A 19210-nucleotide genomic window follows, 5' to 3' on the forward strand; every position below is an offset into this window, starting at 1 on the left:
GCTTACCAAGCTCCCAAACCGATATAGCTCAGCCCCGCTTCGGCCAGCAAAGCCGCGAAATGCGCGAAGAGGTAGATGAGCGAGAAATAGAAGAAGCGCTTTTCGACCGCGTATTTGTCGGCCTCCGCCTGCGCCTCGGTGCGGGCGTGAATCTCGATCGCGCCCTTGATGAAGAGCGCATTCATGATCAGCGCCGTCGCGAAATAGACCGGGCCGCCGATCGAGGTGAAACCGGTGCCGACAGCGATGGGGGCGAGAATGAAGGCGTAGAACAGGATGTTCTTGCGCGTCACCACCCGACCGTGGGTCGAGGTCAGCATCGGCACTTTCGCCTCGTCGTAATCGGACTTCATGAACAGCGCGAGCGACCAGAAATGCGGCGGCGTCCAGAGGAAGACCAGCAGGAACATCGCCACGGATTCGATCGAGATGCCACCCGTCGACACGGCCCAGCCGATCATCGGAGGGAAGGCGCCCGCAGCGCCGCCGATCACGATGTTCTGCGGCGTCGCGCGCTTCAACCACATCGTGTAGACGACGACATAGAAGAAGATGGTGAAAGCAAGGAACAGGCCCGAGAAGATATTCGTGGCCAGCGCCAGCATCACGCAGGAGATGCCCGAGAGCGCCAGCCCGAAGCCCAGCGCCTCGCGCTCAGAGATGCGGCCCGCCGGGATGGGACGACCGCGAGTGCGGCGCATGATCCGGTCGATATCCGCGTCATACCACATATTCAGTGCGCCCGAGGCGCCACCGCCCAGCGCGATGAACAGGATCGCGACGAAGCCCACGAAGGGATGCACCGGATTCGGCGCCACCACGAGACCAACGAAAGCGGTGAAGACCACCAGCGACATCACGCGCGGCTTCAGAAGCGCGATGTAGTCGCCGAACCGCGCCTCGTTGTCCTGTTGGCGAATATAGCTGATGTCACTCATGAAAGCGTTCCTCGGGTGTTATCGCACGATGTATTCAGTTCTGTGCGACCCGAACCGCCCCATCCGTCTCGACCGAGGCGAAGTCATTCTTCGCACGCTCGAGCCAGTTAGCGTAAACTTCCGGTGAGACAACTTTGACCACAATGGGCATGTAAGCGTGGTTGGTGCCGCAAAGCTCCGAACACTGGCCGAAATACACACCTTCTTGATCGGCCTTAAACCACAATTGCGCGATCCGGCCCGGCACGGCGTCCTGCTTCACCGCGAAGGCCGGCACGGTCCAGCTGTGAATCACGTCCGCGCCAGTGACTTGCACGACGATCGTCTTGCCTTTCGGCACCACCATCGCGTTGTCAGCTGCCAGCAGGTATTCGTCAGGTGCATAGCCATGCTCTTCGAGGTCTTCCTTCGCGAGCAGAAGCGAATCGAACGAAATGCCCTCATCAGGGTATTCGTAGCCCCAGTACCACTGGTAACCGGTGACCTTCACGGTGATGTCGCCCTCGGGAATTTCCTGCTGGTTCCACAGCGCGGGCAACGAGAAGGCCCCGATCGCCACGAGGATCACGATCGGCACGAAGGTCCAGGTGATCTCGAGAGGCGTGTTATGGGTGAAGCTGCGCGGCGTCGGGTTGGCGCGGCTGTTGAAGCGCAGCAGCGAATAGATGATCAGGGCGAAGACCAGAACGCAGATCGCGGCGATGATGACCAGAAGCATATGGTCGAGCCATTGCTGGTCTTCCGCGAGGTTGGACGACGCAGGCTGGAACCCCGTCCCGCCCAGATGCGGCTTACCGATTACCGGCAGCCCCTTGATCATGTCCTGAGCCGAGGCCTGCCCGGCGACGAGCGTCGACAGAACAGCCGACGTGACAGCGGCCGCGATACCGCGGCCCTTGCTTGCAAAGCGCATAAGTCCCATGTCTCCCTTTTGGCGGCGTTTCTCCCTGCCGCCCGACGGCGTCCGGCTCTCCCAAACCGTTCACCGTTGCGTGTTCTCACTTTAAAATCATATTGGGAGGATGGCGCAAGCAAAAGCTGCGACATTTTGGCAATTTTGATCGCTATCCGAGGAGAGACGATGACCCAGCCCGACCGTTTCGCGCCATTCGAGGACAAGCTCGACAAGGACCGCGCCCTGCAATTGCTGCGCGAGGCGACCGCGGGGGCCGAGGATGGCGAGTTGTTTCTCGAACAGCGTCGGTCCGAGGCGCTCGTGTTCGATGACGGGCGGGTCAAGACCGCCTCTTATGACGCCTCCGAAGGATTCGGCCTGCGGGCGGTGAAGGGCGATGTCGCGGGCTATGCCCATTCGACCGAGATTTCCGAAGCCGCGCTGAAGCGGGCGACCGAAACTGCGCGGCTGGCCGTGGGCGACGGCGGCGGCACGATGGCGCCCCCGCCCAAAGGCACGAACCTGCATCTATATAGTGATACCGATCCGGTCTCCGACACGCCCTTCGCGGCGAAGATCGACATACTGCGCGAGATCGACGCCTTCGCCCGCGACCTCGACCCGCGCGTCGTGCAGGTCTCGGCCTCGATGGCGGCGAGCCTGCAGGAGGTCTTCATTCTTCGGCCCGAGGGCGGGTTGGTCTCGGATATCCGCCCGATGGCGCGGATCAACATCTCGGTGATCGTGGAAGAGAACGGGCGGCGCGAGTCCGGCGGTCATGGCGGCGGCGGACGCTTCGGACTGTCGGGCCTGATCGAACCCGCGCATTGGCAACCCGTCGCGCGTGAGGCGCTGCGCATCGCGCTGGTGAACCTGCGCGCAGAACCAGCGCCAGCGGGCGTTATGGATGTGGTGCTTGGCCCGGGCTGGCCGGGTGTGCTGTTGCACGAAGCAGTCGGGCACGGGTTGGAAGGCGACTTCAACCGCAAGAAATCTTCGGCCTTCGCCGGGCTGATGGGCCAGCAGGTCGCCGCGAAAGGTGTCACCGTGCTTGATGACGGCACGATCCCCGATCGGCGCGGTTCGATCACGATCGACGACGAGGGCACGCCCTCGGGCAAGAACGTGCTGATCGAGGACGGCGTGCTCGTAGGCTACATGCAGGACCGCCAGAACGCGCGGCTGATGGGCGTCGAGGCCACCGGCAACGGGCGGCGCGAGAGCTTCGCCCATGCCCCGATGCCGCGGATGACCAACACTTATATGCTCGGCGGCGATGCCGATCCGGGCGAGATCCTCGCCGATCTGAAGGACGGCATCTATGCGGTCGGCTTCGGCGGCGGTCAGGTCGACATCACCAATGGCAAGTTCGTCTTCAACTGCACCGAAGCCTATCGCGTGAAGAACGGTGTCGTAGGCGCACCAGTAAGAGGCGCGACCCTGATCGGCGACGGGCCGACCGCGATGCAGCATATCCGCGCCATCGGCAACGACCTCGCCCTCGACCCCGGCATCGGCAATTGCGGCAAGGCGGGGCAATGGGTACCGGTCGGCGTCGGCCAGCCGACCCTGATGATCGGCGGCCTCACGGTGGGCGGCTCGGCGGCGTAATCGTTTCCGACAGATACGGGCGGGACGGTCCATGAAGACCGCTTCGCCCGCGCGATCAGCAGCTGCAAATCGGCGACGCCGAAAATTTGCAGTCAAAACGCAGAAAATTCCTTCCAAACGCCGCGCACACCGAGTTTTGGTAACAACTTATTAAGAATAACACGGCAAGAAGGGTGGGCGATTGAGGCGGAGGGCCGGATGGAAACAGATTTGTTTTCTTACCCCACCCCCTTCACCCCACCCACCACGGAAGAAGACGAACTATCTGCTCTTCGCCTCATTCGCTCCCGACGTGTCGGGCCCACAACTTTCCACAGATTGATCGGCGAACATGGCTCCGCGACGGCAGCGCTCGCGGCCCTGCCAGAGGTCGCACGCGCGGCGGGCGTCACCGATTACACCCCTTTCCCCGAGAAACAGGCCCGCGCAGAGATCAAGGCGGGCAAGGCCGCAGGGGCGCTGCTCCTGATTCATGGAGGGCCTGACTATCCCCCCGCGCTTGCGCAGATCGACGATGCGCCACCCGTGCTCTGGGCGCTTGGCCAGCCGGAGCTGCTCACCCGCCCGAGGATCGCGCTAGTCGGTGCGCGCAACGCGTCCTCGCTGGGGCTGCGCATGGCGAAGCGGTTGAGCGAAGGGCTGGGCGAGGCGGGCATCTGCGTGGTCTCCGGGCTGGCGCGCGGGATCGATGCCGCCGCCCATGAGGCCGCCCTACCCACCGGGACGATCGCGGTGCAGGCGGGTGGAATCGACGTGATCTACCCGCAGGAGAACACGACGCTTGCCCGACAGATCGCGGAGACCGGGCTGCGGCTGACCGAAGCCCCGCCCGGCACGCAGCCGCAGGCGCGCCACTTCCCTGCGCGCAACCGGATTATCTCGGGGCTCAGCGCCGGCGTCGTCGTGGTCGAAGCGGCCCTGAAATCCGGCAGCCTGATCACCGCGCGCGATGCGCTCGATCAGGGGCGCGAGGTAATGGCCGTCCCGGGACACCCGATGGACGGGCGCGCGGGCGGCTGCAACGCGCTGCTCCGCGACGGCGCGACATTGGTGCGCGGGCCCGAGGACGTGCTGGCCGCGCTCAATGCGCGGAGAGCGACCGTCGCCCGGACCGCACCCGAACCCAGCCCCCGGCGTTCGTCCGGAAAGCCAGCTCCGGAACCTGCCGATCTGGGCACGAAGATCCTCGAACGGCTCGGCCCCTCCCCCACCGCCGAGGATCAGGTGATCCGCGATCTCGACGTGCCGGCTGCGGCCTTTTCACAGGCCCTCACCGCGCTCGAGATCGAGGGCCGAATAGAGCGCCATCGCGGCGGGCTGATCAGCCGCCCGGTTTAAGGCCTGCGGGATTTCCTCAGCGCCAGGGTGCATTGACAATCCCCACCAAACCCCCACATGTTCCGCGCCCAGACCCTTTAGCGCTGAATAGTGAGGACCTTATGGCCGTTGTCGTCGTCGAATCCCCTGCCAAGGCCAAGACGATCAACAAGTATCTAGGGTCCGATTACACCGTTCTCGCCTCCTTCGGTCACGTCCGCGATCTGCCTCCGAAAGACGGTTCGGTCGATCCCGAGCACGATTTCGAGATGAAATGGGAAGTCGCTAGCGACTCGAAAAAGCACATCAAGGCGATCACCGACGCGCTGAAAGATGACGACACGCTGATCCTCGCAACCGACCCCGATCGCGAAGGCGAAGCCATCTCGTGGCATCTGCAGGAAGCGCTGGAGAAGAAGCTCAAGGGCAAGAACGTGTCCCGCGTCACCTTCAACGCGATCACCAAGACCGCAATCCAAGAAGCCATGAAGCATCCGCGCGATGTCGATGCCCCACTGGTGGAGGCCTATCTCGCCCGCCGCGCACTCGATTACCTCGTGGGCTTCAACCTCTCGCCGGTTCTGTGGCGCAAGCTGCCCGGCGCGAAATCGGCGGGCCGTGTCCAGTCGGTTTGCCTGCGCCTCATCGTCGAGCGCGAGATGGAGATCGAAGCCTTCAAACCGCGCGAATACTGGACGGTGAAGGTGATCCTGACGACGCCGCGCGGTCAGGAATACGAAGCGCGCCTGTCGGTTCTCGGCGGCAAGAAGCTCGAGAAATATGACCTCGAGAACGAGACCGCAGCCGAGATGGCGGTGCAGGCGATCACCTCGCGCGATCTCAGCGTGACCTCGGTCGAGGCGAAGCCCGCCAACCGCAACCCCTACCCGCCCTTCATGACCTCGACGCTGCAGCAGGAAGCCAGCCGCAAGTTCGGCTTCGGTGCGCGCGCCACGATGTCGGCGGCGCAGCGTCTCTACGAGGCGGGGCACATCACCTATATGCGGACCGACGGCATCGACATGGCCCCCGAGGCGGTGATGCAGGCGCGCGATGCGATCAAGGACAAGTTCGGCGACAGCTACGTCCCGAAAAGCCCGCGCATGTACAAGAACAAGGCGAAGAACGCGCAGGAAGCGCACGAATGTATCCGCCCCACGGATATGTCGAAATCGCCCGACAAGCTGAAGCTCTCCGACGATCAGTGGAAGCTGTATGATCTGATCTGGAAACGCACGATCGCGTCGCAGATGGAAGCGGCCCGGTTCGAGCGGACGACCGTTCTCGTCGGCTCCGGCGACGAACAGGTGGAATTGCGCGCGACCGGCTCCGTCGTTGTGTTCGACGGCTTCCTGAAAGTCTACGATCAGGGCCGCGACGACGATGAGGGCGAAGACAGCAACCGTCTGCCGCAGATTCACGAGGGCGAAGAGGCCAGGAAGGGCGACATCACGCCCGAGCAGCACTTCACCCAACCGCCGCCGCGCTACACTGAGGCGACCTTGGTCAAGCGGATGGAAGAGCTCGGCATCGGGCGCCCCTCCACCTATGCCTCGATTGTCACGACGATTCAGGATCGCGGCTATGTCCGCAAGGACAAGAATCGTCTGATCCCGGAAGATACCGGGCGCTTGGTGACGGCCTTCCTGTCGAACTACTTCAAGCGCTACGTGGAATACGATTTCACAGCCGATCTGGAAGATCAGCTCGACGATATCTCCGCAGGCGATCGCGACTATAAGGAAGTGCTCAAGCGCTTCTGGCGTGATTTCTCGGCAGCTCTGGAAGAGACGTCGGAGCTGCGGATCTCGGAAGTGCTCGACAAGATCGACGAGGTTCTGGCGCCGCATCTCTATCCGCCGCGCCCCGACGGGTCGGACCCGCGCATCTGTCCGCTTTGCGGCAGTGGCAAGCTGCACCTGAAGACCGCGCGCTCCGGCGGGGCCTTCATCGGCTGCGGCAACTATCCCGAATGTCGTTTCACCCGACCTCTGTCGGCGCCCGATGGCGACGATGAGGTTCAGGCGCTCGACGGCAAGGTGCTGGGCTATGACGAGGAGCAGGCGATCACGCTGCGTGTCGGTCGTTTCGGCCCTTACGTCCAGAAGGGCGAGCCGACCGAGGATGTGCCGAAACCCCCTCGCGCTTCGCTGCCCAAGGGCTGGAAACCCGAGGAAATCGACCTCGAAAAGGCGCTACTGCTCTTGAGCCTGCCGCGCGAGATCGGCCCGCACCCCGAGGACGGCGAGTTGGTCGAAGCCGGGATCGGCCGCTACGGGCCCTACGTCAAGAAAGGCCGCATCTACGCGAACCTGCCGGAAGTGGACGAGGTGTTCACCATCGGCATGAACCGCGCCGTGGAAGTGATCGCCCAGAAAGCCGCCAAAGGCGGGCGCGGTGCCGCCGCGAAACCGCTCAAGGAGTTGGGCGAACACCCCGAGGGCGGCCCGGTCGCGGTCATGCCGGGGCGCTACGGTCCCTACGTCAAATGGGGCAAGATCAACGCGACCCTGCCGAAAGAGCTTGAACCGGAAGCCGTCACGCTTGAAGACGCGCTTCCGCTGATCGAGGCGAAGGCGGCCAAGAAGGGCGGCACGAAGAAGAAAGCCGCGCCTAAAAAAACGACCGCGAAGAAGTCCGCGGCCAAGAAACCGACCGCCAAGAAACCGACCGCCAAGAAACCCGCGGCGAAAAAGACGGCGGCCAAGAAGACCGACGAGGAGTGAGGCGCCCGCGCCCACTTCGTCTTGATGAAAAAATCCCGGGGGAGCGCGACAGCGCGGGGGCAGAGCCCCCTCCCGGCGCGCTCGCGCGCGAAGTTGACCCCAACACACCACCCTCGCCGCATCGCAGCAATTGACTCCCCTCCGCCCCGGCGTCATCTTCACGCGCATATGAGCGGAGGATATCCATGAACAAGATTTACGGTTCCGCGAAGGAGGCTCTCGACGGGCTTCTCTTCGACGGAATGCTGATCGCGGCAGGCGGCTTCGGCCTCTGCGGCATCCCTGAAATGCTGATCGACGCGCTGGTCGAGAGCAAGGTCAAGGACATCACCGTCGCGTCGAACAATTGCGGCGTGGACGGGTTCGGCCTCGGCAAGCTGCTCGACACGAAGCAGATCAAGAAGATGATGTCGTCTTACGTGGGCGAGAACGCCGAGTTCATGCGCCAGTATCTGAGCGGCGAACTCGAGCTGGAATTCAACCCGCAGGGCACTCTGGCAGAGCGCATGCGCGCCGCCGGCCACGGCATCCCCGGCTTCTACACCAAGACCGGCTACGGCACCCAGATCGCCGAAGGCAAAGAGGTGAAGGTGTTCAACGGCGAGCACTACATCCTCGAAGAGGGCATCTTCGCTGACGTCTCCATTGTGAAGGCGTGGAAAGCGGATGAGACTGGCAACGCTGTGTTCCGCAAGACGGCCCGCAACTTCAACCCACCGGCGGCGATGTGCGGCAAGGTCTGCGTGATGGAAGTCGAAGAGATCGTGCCCGTGGGCTCGCTCGACCCTGACTGCATCCACCTGCCCGGCATCTACGTGCACCGCCTGATCCAGGGCGAACATGAGAAGCGCATCGAGAAAGTCACCACCCGCGAAAAGAAGGAGGCCTGACCCATGGCATGGGATAGAAATCAGATGGCCGCCCGCGCGGCGCAGGAGCTTGAAGACGGCACCTATGTGAACCTCGGCATCGGCATCCCGACGCTGGTCCCGAACTTCATCCCCGAGGGCGTGCACGTCACGCTGCAATCGGAGAACGGCATGCTGGGCATGGGCCCCTTCCCCTATGAGGGCGAAGAGGATCCCGACCTGATCAACGCTGGCAAGCAGACGATCACCGAACTGCCCAACACGGTCTATTTCGACAGCGCGATGAGCTTTGGGATGATCCGTGGCGGCAAGATCGCGATGGCGATCCTCGGCGCGATGGAAGTGGCCGAGAATGGCGATCTGGCGAACTGGATGATCCCCGGCAAGCTGGTGAAGGGCATGGGCGGCGCGATGGACCTCGTGGCGGGCGTGAAGCGCGTCATCGTCGTGATGGATCACACCAACAAGCATGGCGACAGCAAACTGCTGAAGGAATGCACCCTGCCGCTGACCGGCACCGGCGTCGTCAACCGCATCATCACCAATCTCGGTGTCCTCGATGTGGTCGAGGGCGGGCTGAAGATCGTCGAATGCGCCGAGGGCGTCACCGAGGACGAGATCCGCGAAGCGACCGAGGCGACGATCGTCAACTGATCGCCTCCATAGGTTAGTTACGGAAAGAGCGGCCTTCAGGGGCCGCTCTTTGCCATTTGGGTGACCCGGAAAACGCAACCGTCGCTCACCAGCTGCGGGCGCGTCGCACAGAGCCCCCGCGCCACGTTCCACGCCGCCAGCACCTTAGGCACGTAGTCGCGCGTCTCCGCATAGGGCGGCACGCCGTCATTGCGCTTCACCGCGTTCTCGCCCGCGTTGTAGGCGGCGATGACCATCAGCGGATCGCGGTCGAATTCCTTCATCAGCCAGTCGAGATAGCTCACCCCGCCCGCGATGTTCTGCGCCGGGTCCTTGCTGTCTTCGACGTCGAACCGCTCTGCGGTCGCTGGGATCAGCTGCATCAGCCCCACGGCCCCTGCATGGCTTTGCGCGTCATGCCGCCCGCCCGATTCCACCGCGATCATCGCCAGCACCAGCGCTGGCGAGACCTCGGTCCCGATGGTCGAACGCAGGATATCGGTGCCATGCGCCCGTGCAATCTTCGCCAGATCGTTGAGCCGCGGCTCGCGCACCCGCGTACCTTTCGGCCCTTGCGACAGAGCGGAAATCGCCTGATCGAACCGCCCCGCTCGCTGGCCCAGACGCGGCGAGACCTTGTTCCAGTACCACGCGTAATGCGCCGGCACGCGCGGCGTCGGCGTAGAGGCCGGAGCATCGCCCGTCGCGCTGTCGTCCGCGGGAGGCGCCGTTTCCGGCTCCCAGGGCTGCTTCGCCATCGCGGCAAGCTGGCGCTTCTGTTCCTCGGGATCGATCTGGATGGTGATGAAGCGTTTGGTGCCGGGCGCGGGCGGTTTGACCGTCTTGGGCTTCACGCTCTTGAAGAGGGGGGCTGCGGGCTCCGCCCCCACGGGCGCGACCACGGCCACCATCGCACTGCAGAGAATCCCTGCGAAAACCTTGCGCATCTGCGCCACCTGCTCACTGCCTCGCGCGGCTCTCGAGGGCCGCTTTGGCCCGACTATCCCTGAAAACCCAGAAAAATTCCAGAAAATCCGCCCCTTTGAGTCCCACGAATCGCGGTGTGATGACCGGAATCCTGACGCAAAATGCAAATGTTCCAAAAAATTTGGATTTTTATTTCATTATTTCACAATGGGTTAGATTGCGCGTCAGCCTGAATTTCCATTTTCGCGAAATCGCCTGCGATGCGCCCAAATCGCGCCACGTTCCGGAGGCCATATGTCCCCATACCGCGAGACGGAAACCGGCACGGACGCCAACCGAGATTGCGGGGCAGAGACAAACCTTAGGAGAGACACCATGATGAAATTCTTCAAACTCAAAAAGTTCCACGACGAAGAAGACGGCGCTGTGACCGTTGACTGGGTTGTGCTGACCGCTGCCGTCGTCGGCCTCGGCGCCGCCGCCCTGGCCCTGGTCCGCACCCAGACCGCTGGCCTGTCGGGCAAGATCGCAAGCTACCTCGACGGCGCAGAAGTGACCGAGGCCTTCACCGCTGACGAAGTCACCGCTGGTCAAGCTGACGGCTACCTGCCGCAGTAATTTCCGGCTCAGTCGGAAGATGCAGAGACCGCCCCTTCCCGGGCGGTCTCATCATTTCAAATCGCGGGCTCATGCAATCTGAACTAACGCGTCGCGCACAGCAGGCGCGCCAGGTTGCAGAAAATACCCCGCGACCGCCCAATTTCCGCCACTCCCTCCCGCCAAGTTTTCACCAAAGGTCCCGTTGAGAAAGTCGAGACACAGAAATGAACAAACTGATTTTCAATTTGAAGAAAGTACTTCGTGGGGAAGATGGCGCCGTAACGGTCGATTGGGTCGTGCTCACGGCATCGCTGGTCGCTTTGGGTTTCATGGCGACTGCCATGATCTGGACCCAGACCGCCGGCACTTCTGGCAAGATCGCAAAATATATCGACAAGCAGGAAGTTACCCCTGCCTTCACGGCCGACGAACTCGCCGACGACGAGGGCTGATACTCACCAGTGCTGCGGATGCGCCAAGTTTTCGCCACTTTGATCTGTAATAAGCGGCTCTATTCACAGGATTGTCGCCGATCAGACAACAGAAGGAAGAAGCGATGCGACTGATTTTTGTTCTTTTCCTCGTGGCCGGTGTCGGCCTCGCTGGTGTCGCCGTGATGATGGCGCAGGGACAGATCGCGCAGTTCCAGGCGGAACGCGATCAATTGGCCGAGATGCAGAAGAATGCCCCCAAGCTCGCCGATGTCGTCGTCGCGCGGAAACCGCTCAAATACGGCGAGCATTTCGGCCCGGAAGATCTCGCCGTGATCAAGGTGCAGGCAAATGCCGTGCCGAAATATGCTTTCGACAGGATCTCCGCAAAACCCGGCACCGAAGAGGCCAAGAGGGCTGTCTTCCTTGAAGGCGAAACGCGCAAGCGCGCCTCCATGCGTGAGATTTCGCCGCGAGAAGTCATTCTGGCGTCGCGTGTCACCCAACCGGGCGAGAACGCGGGCATCATGGCGAGCCTTCCTGACGGACGCCGCGCCTTCACTATCCAAGTTTCGTCGACTTCGGCAGTTTCGGGTTTCCTGCGTCCGGGAGATTTTGTCGATGTCTACTGGTCCGGCTCAATCAACGGCGAACCCGTCACGAAGCTGATCGACAGCAACCTGAAACTGATCGCGATCGACCAGAGCACCGATCCCGACCGCACCAGCGCGACCCAGATCGCGCGCTCGGTCACGGCGGAAGTCAGCCCCGAGCAGGTCGCGGCCCTGACGCTCGCGCAGAACACCGGTCGCCTGACCCTTTCGCTCGTCGGTTTGGAGAACAGCGCGCAACTCGGCCAGATCGAAATCAACCGCGATGAGCTGCTTGGCATCAAGAAAGAAGAAGTCAAACAGGTCGAAAAAGCGCAGGTTTGCACGATCAAGACCCGCAAGGGCACGGAAGTCATCGAGACGCCGATCCCCTGCACGAATTAAATAAATGACAAATATCAGTCGCTTGCGCGGGGCTCTACGGGGCCCCGCTTTCATATGTGACACGTTTTCCACATCAAGAACGACGCTCAATCCATTGATTCTTGCAAAAAAACAGGTCTTGCCGCATTCTTTCCCGCAATAATGGACCATAACAGTCCCTAAGCAGGCAGAAGATTTGCGAGTGGCGTGATCGGAGAGGCAGGGTCACAGATGAAATTTAGAACTTTGATGCAGGCCTGCCTATGTGGCATGGCGTTGAGCATCGCGGCGATGGGCCCGGTGCAGGCAGACACGTTGCGGATCATGTCCGGCGCCACTCAAGCGCCGCTGACCGTTCCGCTCAACCGTGCGGTGGTCGTGGAAAGCGACACGCCGTTCTCGGAACTCTCGATCGCCAACCCTGGCATCGCGGACATCCAGACCCTTTCGGACCGCTCGATCTATGTGCTCGGCAAGGTTCCGGGCCGGACGACGCTGACGATCCTCGGCGCTGACGGCAAGCTGATCTCCAATGTCGACGTTCAGGTGACCCCGGACCTCGCGGAGTTCAAGGAACGCCTCAAGCAGATCCTGCCCGGCGAAAACATCCAGGTCCGCACCGCGAATGACGGTATCGTGCTGTCGGGCACTGTCTCCTCGGCACAGAAACTCAGCCGCGCGTTGGAACTGGCCAATCGCTACGCGCCCGACCGCGTATCGAACCTGATGATGGTGGGCGGTACGCAGCAGGTGATGCTGAAAGTGCGCTTCGCAGAGATGCAGCGCTCGGTCGCGAAAAGCCTCAGCTCCTCGATCAATGCCAGCCTCGGTCCGAACGGAGGCTTGGGCGCGGGGGCTGGCTTCGGGGGCACCACAACGACCGCCTCGAACGCTGCCTCGCAGAGCTACGAGAACGGGATCGGCATCGGCCTGACCCGAGGGACCTTCCAGCTGGGCGTTCTCATTCAGGCGCTTGAGAACAAAGGCGTGGTTCGCACCCTTGCGGAACCCAATCTCACCGCGCTTTCCGGTCAGTCCGCGGATTTCCTCGCCGGTGGCGAATACCCGATTCCGGTGCTCAACAACGGTGACGTCTCGATCCAGTACAAGCCCTTCGGCGTCGAGATGTCCTTCACCCCGCGCGTCGTCGATGGTGACGTGATCAACCTCGAAATCGCCGCCTCTGTCTCCTCGATCGACACGGCGAACGGTTACACGAGCGGGACCTTCAACGTCAGCGCCTTCAAGAAGCGCTCGACCTCGACCACCGTCGAGATGCGTGATGGCGAGAGTTTCGCGATCGCGGGTCTGCTGCAGGACGACTTCAACGATTCCGTGGGGCAGATCCCGTGGCTCGGCGATGTGCCGGTGCTCGGCGCGCTGTTCCGTTCGACCGAGTTCGAACGCAAGCAGTCCGAACTGGTGATCATCGTCACGCCGCATCTGGTCTCGCCCGTGAAGGGCGACACGCTGGTGCTGCCTACGGATCGCCTGAAGCCGCCAACCGAGTCCGAGCTGTTCCTCAACGGCAGAACCTCGGGCGGTCGAGCACCGCAGAAGGGTCCTGCCGCGGAAGTCGCCAAGCAGGACTTCTCCGGGTCCTATGGCTATGTGATGGAGTGAGCGAGATGGCTGGGAACATGAAACTGCGCACCCTCGCGATCACCGTCGGAACCGTGGCTCTGCTGGCGGGCTGTTCCGAAGGCACCAAGGTCTTCAACTCCGAGGTCGGCTCGACCACGGAAGGCTCCCTCGGATTCGGCTCCGCGATCGCGCAGAACCAGGCGATGATGAGCGGCAATCAAAGCTACGTCATCAACATGACGCGCAAATTCGCCGCCGACGTGCCGAACACGGTGCATTTCGCCTTCAACTCCTCGGTGCTCGATGCGCAGGCGCGCAATGCGCTGCTGATGCAGGCGAACTGGATCCGGCAGAACCCGGAGGTACGCTTCCGGGTCTATGGGCATACCGACCTCGTAGGCTCCGACGCCTACAACAAGGCCTTGGGGATGCGACGCGCCCGCGCGGTGGTGAATTTCCTCGTGTCGCAAGGCATCTCCCGCGCGCGGCTGGAGGCGGTCGTTTCCTTCGGCGAAACGCATCCGCTTGTCTACACGCAGGCTCCGAACGCGCAGAATCGCCGCACCGTCACCGAGGTCTCCGGCTTCGTGACCAAGGGCCGGCCTATGCTGCTCGACGGAAAATACGCGGCGGTAATCTATCGCGACTATATCGCCTCGGCGACAGCCGGCGGCGGCAACAACAATAGCGGCGGCGGCAACTAAGCCACTGAATTCGCTAACCTTGTCGCAACATTTCGGCAAATGAGACCCATAGACGGCGGGCGCTTTCAACAAAGCCCGCCGTTTTTCTTTATCGTCTCTCAATATCCCACAATTGAAACAGTCTGGCCCCAATGTCGCCCAGATTAGAAACGAGATTGAGCCTCGACGGAATAGGCGCGTCCAGCGAGTCGCGTCCGGTCCGCGGCGTATGAACAGAGTTAACCGAACCGCGCCACGGGTCACGAAAAAGAGGACAGAGGCAATGACTGCAGCAGCTATCATGACTTCGGAGCCGGCCCCGATCCAGGCGTGCACCGTGTCCCGCGATGTGTCGAATTTCGATCTGCTGATCGAGGATATGGAAACCGAGCTCGGCGAAAGCTGGGGCGATCTGACCTTCGATGAAGCGGTCATCTTCCTCGGCCAGCCCGACGCGGAACAGCTCGAGTTCATCGCGATCGCCGTCAATGGCGAAGACGAGGACGAGCTGACCAAGATTTCCGGCATCATCACCGAGGCGAAGGACCGCAACATCCGCGTCATCCTGATCGCCGATGAGGTCAGCCCGATCGCGCTGCATCAACTGTTGCGGCTCGGCGCGGATGATTTCGTCCCCTACCCGCTTCCCGAAGGCGCGCTGCACGACGCGATCGAGCGTCTTGGCCAAGCCGCCCCGCCGGTCGAAGCCGCGCCCCCCGTCCACGCGCCGACCTTTGCGGCGACCGGCAACCACGATGGTGTCGTCCTCCCGGTTCACGGCCTGTCCGGTGGCGTCGGTGCAAGCACCTTCGCGGTGAACCTCGCCTGGGAAATGGCGACGATCCACGACGGTAAAAAGAAGAAGAAGAAAGCCCCGTCGACCTCGCCGAAAGTCTGCCTGCTCGATCTCGACCTGCAATTCGGCGCCGCCGCGACTTATCTCGACCTGCCGCGCCGCGAGGTGATCTACGAAATGCTCGCCGATACCGAGCATATGGACAAAGAGACCTTCCGACAGGCGATGCTCAGCTTCAACGACAAGCTCGACGTGCTGACCGCGCCGACCGACATGCTGCCGCTGGACCTTCTGAGCGGCGACGATCTGGAGCGCCTGATCGACATGGCGCGGGCACATTACGATTTCGTCGTGATCGACATGCCCTCGACCGTGGTCAGCTGGACCGAGACGGTGCTGAACAAGGCCCATCTCTACTTCGCGCTGATCGAGCTGGACATGCGCTCGGCCCAGAACGTGCTGCGGATGCAGCGGGCGCTGAAGTCCGAGGGGCTGCCGACCGAGAAGCTGCGTTACGTGCTCAATCGCGCGCCGAAATTCACCGATCTCAACGGCAAGGCCCGCGTGAAGCGACTGGCCGAGAGCCTCGATATCTCGCTCGAGCTGCTGATGAGCGATGGCGGCAAGCAGATCACTCAGGCCAACGATCACGGGCTGCCACTGGCGCTCTCGGCACCGAAAGTGCCGCTACGCAAGGAATTCCAGAAGCTCGCCGGCTCGCTGGTGGAGCTGAACGAAGCCGTCGAAGCAGCCGCCTGACCCGAAAGGACACGTCCAGATGTTTTCGCGCTACAAGAAAGACGGGGCAAAGCCCACCAACGGCAAGGCCGCCCCCCCGCCGCCCGTGCCCGGTGCCGCCAAGCCGCCGCCGATCGACGCTGCGCCGAAGACGCAGGTGGTCCATCGCAAGATGGGCCCAGCGAAGGTTGCTGCCGACCCGGTGGCCGTCGACAAGGAAAAGAAACGCAAACAGCGCCTTCAGGAACTCAAGGTGGAGCTGCACAAGCGGCTGCTGGAGAACCTGAACCTCGCCGCACTTGAGCACGCCTCCGAACGCGAGCTGCGCGCCGAGATCGCCGACATCACCGCCGAGGCGATGACCGAGCTTTCGGTCGCGCTTAACGCGCAGGACCGCCAGGCGCTGCAACAAGAGCTTTACGACGAGGTCATGGGGCTCGGTCCGCTCGAGCCGCTTCTGAAGGACGACACCGTCAACGATATTCTCGTGAACGGCCCGCAGCAGATCTTCATCGAGCGCAATGGCAAGCTCGAACTGAGCGACATCACCTTCAAGGACGAACGCCACCTGCTGCGCATCATCGACAAGATCGTGTCGGCCGTGGGCCGGCGCGTCGATGAATCGAACCCTTATGTGGACGCGCGTCTCGCCGATGGCTCGCGCTTCAACGCGATGGTGCCGCCGATCGCGGTGGACGGCTCGCTCGTCTCCATTCGTAAGTTCAAGAAGGACAAGCTGGGGATTGACGATCTCGTCAGTTACGGCGCCTTCACCGAGGAAATCGCGGCCTATCTGCAAGCCGCCGTCGCGACCCGTCTCAACGTGATCGTCTCGGGCGGGACGGGTTCAGGTAAAACGACGACCCTGAACGCGCTTTCCTCATTCATCGACAACTCCGAGCGCATCCTGACGATCGAGGATACGGCGGAACTTCAGCTGCAACAGACCCATGTGGGCCGGATGGAAAGCCGCCCGCCGAACGTCGAAGGCAAGGGTGCGGTCACCCAGCGCGACTGTCTCAGGAACGCGCTGCGGATGCGTCCCGACCGGATCATCGTCGGCGAAACGCGCGGCGAGGAAGTCATCGACATGCTGCAGGCCATGAACACGGGCCACGACGGCTCGATGACCACAATTCACGCGAACTCCGCCCGCGATGGCGTGGCGCGTCTGGAGAACATGATCTCGATGTCGGGCATCGAGATGCCGATGAAGGCGATGCGCAGCCAGATCGCTTCGGCTGTGAACCTGATCGTGCAGGCCTCGCGTCTGCAGGACGGCTCGCGCCGCATGGTTTCGGTCACCGAAATCACCGGCATGGAAGGCGACGTGATCTCGATGCAGGAAGTCTTCCGCTACGAGCGTCTCGGGCTTGCCCCCGACGGCAAGATCATCGGCCGCTTCACCGCGACCGGCGTGCGCTCTCATTATTCCGATCGGTTCCGGCAATGGGGCTACGACCTGCCGGCGTCGATCTACGAACCCGTGCAGGACTAAGGACACTCCGCCATGGCGACCCCCATTATCTACCTGCTGATCTTCGTCGCGGTTCTGCTGCTCGTCGAAGGCGTCTACCTGCTGGTCTTCGGCAAATCGATCTCGCTCAACAAGCGGGTCAATCGCCGCCTCGAGATGCTCAACAAGGGCGAACGGCGCGAAGAGGTGCTGGAGCGTCTGCGCAAGGAAGCGTCGCAGCATAGCGACGCGCGCTCGATCCCGCTCTATTCGCTGTTGGCAGACAAGGCGCAGAAGGGCAACATCGCGTTCTCGCCGATGGCGCTGATCGGCATCATGGCCTTCGCCTGCTTCGCCGCCTTCATGGCACTCACGCTGAGCTCGGATGCCGGCATCTTCATCCGCATCTTCCTCGCGCTGTTCATGGGCGTGGGCGGCGTTTATTTCTGGGTCAACTCGAAGGCCAAGAAACGCATGGCCCTGATGGAGGAGCAGCTACCCGACGCGGTGGAACTGATGGTGCGCTCGCTTCGCGTCGGCCACCCCCTGCCCTCCGCGATCCAGGCGGTCGCGCGCGAGATCCCCGATCCGCTGGGCACCGAATTCGGCATCATCGCCGACGAGGCGGCCTACGGTCGCAATGTGGCCGAGGCGATCTCGGAAATGGCTGAACGGCTCGACATGCAGGATCTGCGCTTCCTCGCGGTCGCCGTGTCGATCCAGCAGACCTCGGGCGGGAACCTCGCAGAGGTTCTCGACGGTCTGTCCAAGGTGATCCGCTCACGCTTCCGGCTGTTCCGCAGGGTGAAAGCGATTACCGCGGAGCCGCGCTGGTCGGGCATCTTCCTCTCGGCCTTCCCCGTCGTGGTGATGGTGATCATTCAGGTCGTCTCGCCCGACTATTACGACGAGGTCAAAACGACCGCCGCCTTCATTCCGGCCGCGATCGTGGTGTTCCTGCTGCTCGGCGCCAACGTGATCTTCATGAAGGTCATGACAACCATCAAGGTCTGAGGAGAGCCCAATGGATTTCGCTGCCATCAACCAGATGCTGATCGATGCGCTCGGGCCGATGGGTCCGATGATGGCGCTCGCAGGACTTGGCGGGCTTCTCGTGCTCGCTGCAGTCCCCGCGCTCCTGAAGAAGCGCGAAGACCCCTTTGACAAGATCCGTGGCAATGCCCCGCGCCCGCCGCGTCAGGCACCCAGCACGAACAACGACAGCCCCAGCCAGAAGCTGCGCGACACGCAGAACGACAAACTGCAGAAATACGCGGCCTTCCTCGAACCGCAAAATGCCGAGGAACTGTCGGAGTCGCGCAAATGGCTGCAATCGGCCGGCTATCGCGGTCCGAATGCGGTGCGCACCTTCCACGCGGTTCAGTTCGCGGCTGGCATCGGCCTGCTCGCGCTCGGCTCGCTCTATGTCGTGCTCTACAACTCCAGCGCGCCCGAAGGGCAGGCGATGGGGATGCTGGGCACCGTGCTCTGGGTGCTCGGGCCCGGCGGCGTGGGCTATTACGGCCCGAAATACTGGGTGAACAAGCGCGTGGCAGCGCGCACCGACGAGATGCAGAACGGCTTCCCCGATGCGCTCGACATGCTCCTCGTCTGCGTCGAGGCGGGCCAGTCCCTCGATCAGGGGATCATCCGCGTCTCGAAAGAGCTGAACAAATCCTACCCGGCACTGTCGGAAGAATTCGCAATGGTCGCGCACGAGATCAAGGCCGGTCTCGACAAGGCGACCGTGCTGCGCAATTTCGGCGAACGCTCGGGCGTGCCGGATATCGCGAGTTTTGTGACCGTGATGATTCAGTCGCAGCAATTCGGCACCTCGATCGCAGAGGCCCTGCGCCTCTATGCCGCCGACATGCGCGACAAGCGGATCATGCGTGCCGAGGAAGCCGCCAACAAGATCCCGACCAAGATGACGCTGGGCACGATGATGTTCACCGTGCCGCCGCTTCTGATCATTCTTGTTGGCCCGTCGATCCATGATATGCTTGAGAACTTCAAGAATATGGGCATTTGA

General features: G+C 62.5%; 17 protein-coding genes. 14 read left to right on the top strand and 3 right to left on the bottom strand.

Features of this window, described 5'->3' with window-relative positions; translation table 11 throughout:
• Nucleotides 1-2 precede the first annotated feature (2 nt).
• Nucleotides 3-938: a heme o synthase gene (gene cyoE / locus DEM26_RS13155; RefSeq protein WP_088720362.1), complete on the bottom strand. Its 936-nt coding sequence runs from the start codon at nucleotides 936-938 to the stop codon at nucleotides 3-5.
• Between the two features lie 34 nt (nucleotides 939-972).
• The gene (gene coxB, locus DEM26_RS13160) at nucleotides 973-1851 is read right to left on the bottom strand and encodes a cytochrome c oxidase subunit II (protein ID WP_088720363.1); all 879 of its coding nucleotides are present in this window, start codon (nucleotides 1849-1851) and stop codon (nucleotides 973-975) included.
• Between the two features lie 168 nt (nucleotides 1852-2019).
• Here coxB and tldD point away from each other — a divergent pair, with 168 nt between their 5' ends.
• The 5 genes from tldD to DEM26_RS13185 all read left to right on the top strand — a co-directional run bounded on the left by tldD (nucleotide 2020) and on the right by DEM26_RS13185 (nucleotide 9010).
• Nucleotides 2020-3444 carry a metalloprotease TldD gene (gene tldD, locus DEM26_RS13165; RefSeq protein WP_075775905.1) on the top strand — a complete coding sequence of 475 codons (1425 nt, stop codon included), beginning with the start codon at nucleotides 2020-2022 and terminating at the stop codon, nucleotides 3442-3444.
• A gap of 198 nt (nucleotides 3445-3642) precedes the next feature.
• Nucleotides 3643-4782, top strand: a complete 1140-nt coding sequence (gene dprA / locus DEM26_RS13170; protein WP_109172592.1) for a DNA-processing protein DprA — start codon at nucleotides 3643-3645, stop codon at nucleotides 4780-4782.
• 101 nt (nucleotides 4783-4883) lie between these two features.
• Entirely contained in the window at nucleotides 4884-7487 is a 2604-nt protein-coding gene (gene topA, locus DEM26_RS13175) for a type I DNA topoisomerase (protein ID WP_109172593.1), read from the top strand.
• Between the two features lie 185 nt (nucleotides 7488-7672).
• Nucleotides 7673-8377, top strand: a complete 705-nt coding sequence (locus tag DEM26_RS13180) for a CoA transferase subunit A (RefSeq protein ID WP_088720366.1) — start codon at nucleotides 7673-7675, stop codon at nucleotides 8375-8377.
• Between the two features lie 3 nt (nucleotides 8378-8380).
• Complete coding sequence (locus DEM26_RS13185) at nucleotides 8381-9010, top strand: CoA transferase subunit B (RefSeq protein WP_075775901.1); 630 nt, start codon at nucleotides 8381-8383, stop codon at nucleotides 9008-9010.
• 35 nt (nucleotides 9011-9045) lie between these two features.
• Here DEM26_RS13185 and DEM26_RS13190 read toward each other — a convergent pair whose 3' ends face one another.
• Entirely contained in the window at nucleotides 9046-9936 is an 891-nt protein-coding gene (locus tag DEM26_RS13190) for a lytic transglycosylase domain-containing protein (protein WP_233243100.1), read from the bottom strand.
• Between the two features lie 355 nt (nucleotides 9937-10291).
• Between DEM26_RS13190 and DEM26_RS13195 the strand changes: the two genes are divergently transcribed.
• The 9 genes from DEM26_RS13195 to DEM26_RS13235 all read left to right on the top strand — a co-directional run bounded on the left by DEM26_RS13195 (nucleotide 10292) and on the right by DEM26_RS13235 (nucleotide 19210).
• Nucleotides 10292-10534 (top strand): hypothetical protein, encoded by a 243-nt coding sequence (locus tag DEM26_RS13195; protein WP_088725616.1) that lies wholly within the window; start codon nucleotides 10292-10294, stop codon nucleotides 10532-10534.
• A 206-nt stretch (nucleotides 10535-10740) separates the two neighbouring features.
• A complete protein-coding gene (locus tag DEM26_RS13200) occupies nucleotides 10741-10968 on the top strand; it encodes a hypothetical protein (protein ID WP_088725615.1) in 228 nt (75 codons plus the stop codon).
• A 104-nt stretch (nucleotides 10969-11072) separates the two neighbouring features.
• Nucleotides 11073-11942, top strand: coding sequence for a Flp pilus assembly protein CpaB (gene cpaB / locus DEM26_RS13205; RefSeq protein ID WP_109172594.1), 870 nt, complete (start codon nucleotides 11073-11075; stop codon nucleotides 11940-11942).
• Between the two features lie 210 nt (nucleotides 11943-12152).
• Nucleotides 12153-13544, top strand: coding sequence for a type II and III secretion system protein family protein (locus DEM26_RS13210; protein WP_088720370.1), 1392 nt, complete (start codon nucleotides 12153-12155; stop codon nucleotides 13542-13544).
• A gap of 17 nt (nucleotides 13545-13561) precedes the next feature.
• The gene (locus DEM26_RS13215; protein WP_075776016.1) at nucleotides 13562-14209 is read left to right on the top strand and encodes an OmpA family protein; all 648 of its coding nucleotides are present in this window, start codon (nucleotides 13562-13564) and stop codon (nucleotides 14207-14209) included.
• 262 nt (nucleotides 14210-14471) lie between these two features.
• Nucleotides 14472-15743 carry an AAA family ATPase gene (locus DEM26_RS13220; RefSeq protein ID WP_109172595.1) on the top strand — a complete coding sequence of 424 codons (1272 nt, stop codon included), beginning with the start codon at nucleotides 14472-14474 and terminating at the stop codon, nucleotides 15741-15743.
• A gap of 19 nt (nucleotides 15744-15762) precedes the next feature.
• Nucleotides 15763-17220, top strand: coding sequence for a CpaF family protein (locus tag DEM26_RS13225; protein ID WP_075775896.1), 1458 nt, complete (start codon nucleotides 15763-15765; stop codon nucleotides 17218-17220).
• Between the two features lie 12 nt (nucleotides 17221-17232).
• A complete protein-coding gene (locus DEM26_RS13230) occupies nucleotides 17233-18192 on the top strand; it encodes a type II secretion system F family protein (RefSeq protein ID WP_075775895.1) in 960 nt (319 codons plus the stop codon).
• Between the two features lie 10 nt (nucleotides 18193-18202).
• Nucleotides 18203-19210 (top strand): type II secretion system F family protein, encoded by a 1008-nt coding sequence (locus DEM26_RS13235; protein WP_075775894.1) that lies wholly within the window; start codon nucleotides 18203-18205, stop codon nucleotides 19208-19210.

The organism is Thioclava sp. NG1, assembly GCF_003122275.1.
GTDB lineage: Bacteria > Pseudomonadota > Alphaproteobacteria > Rhodobacterales > Rhodobacteraceae > Thioclava > Thioclava nitratireducens.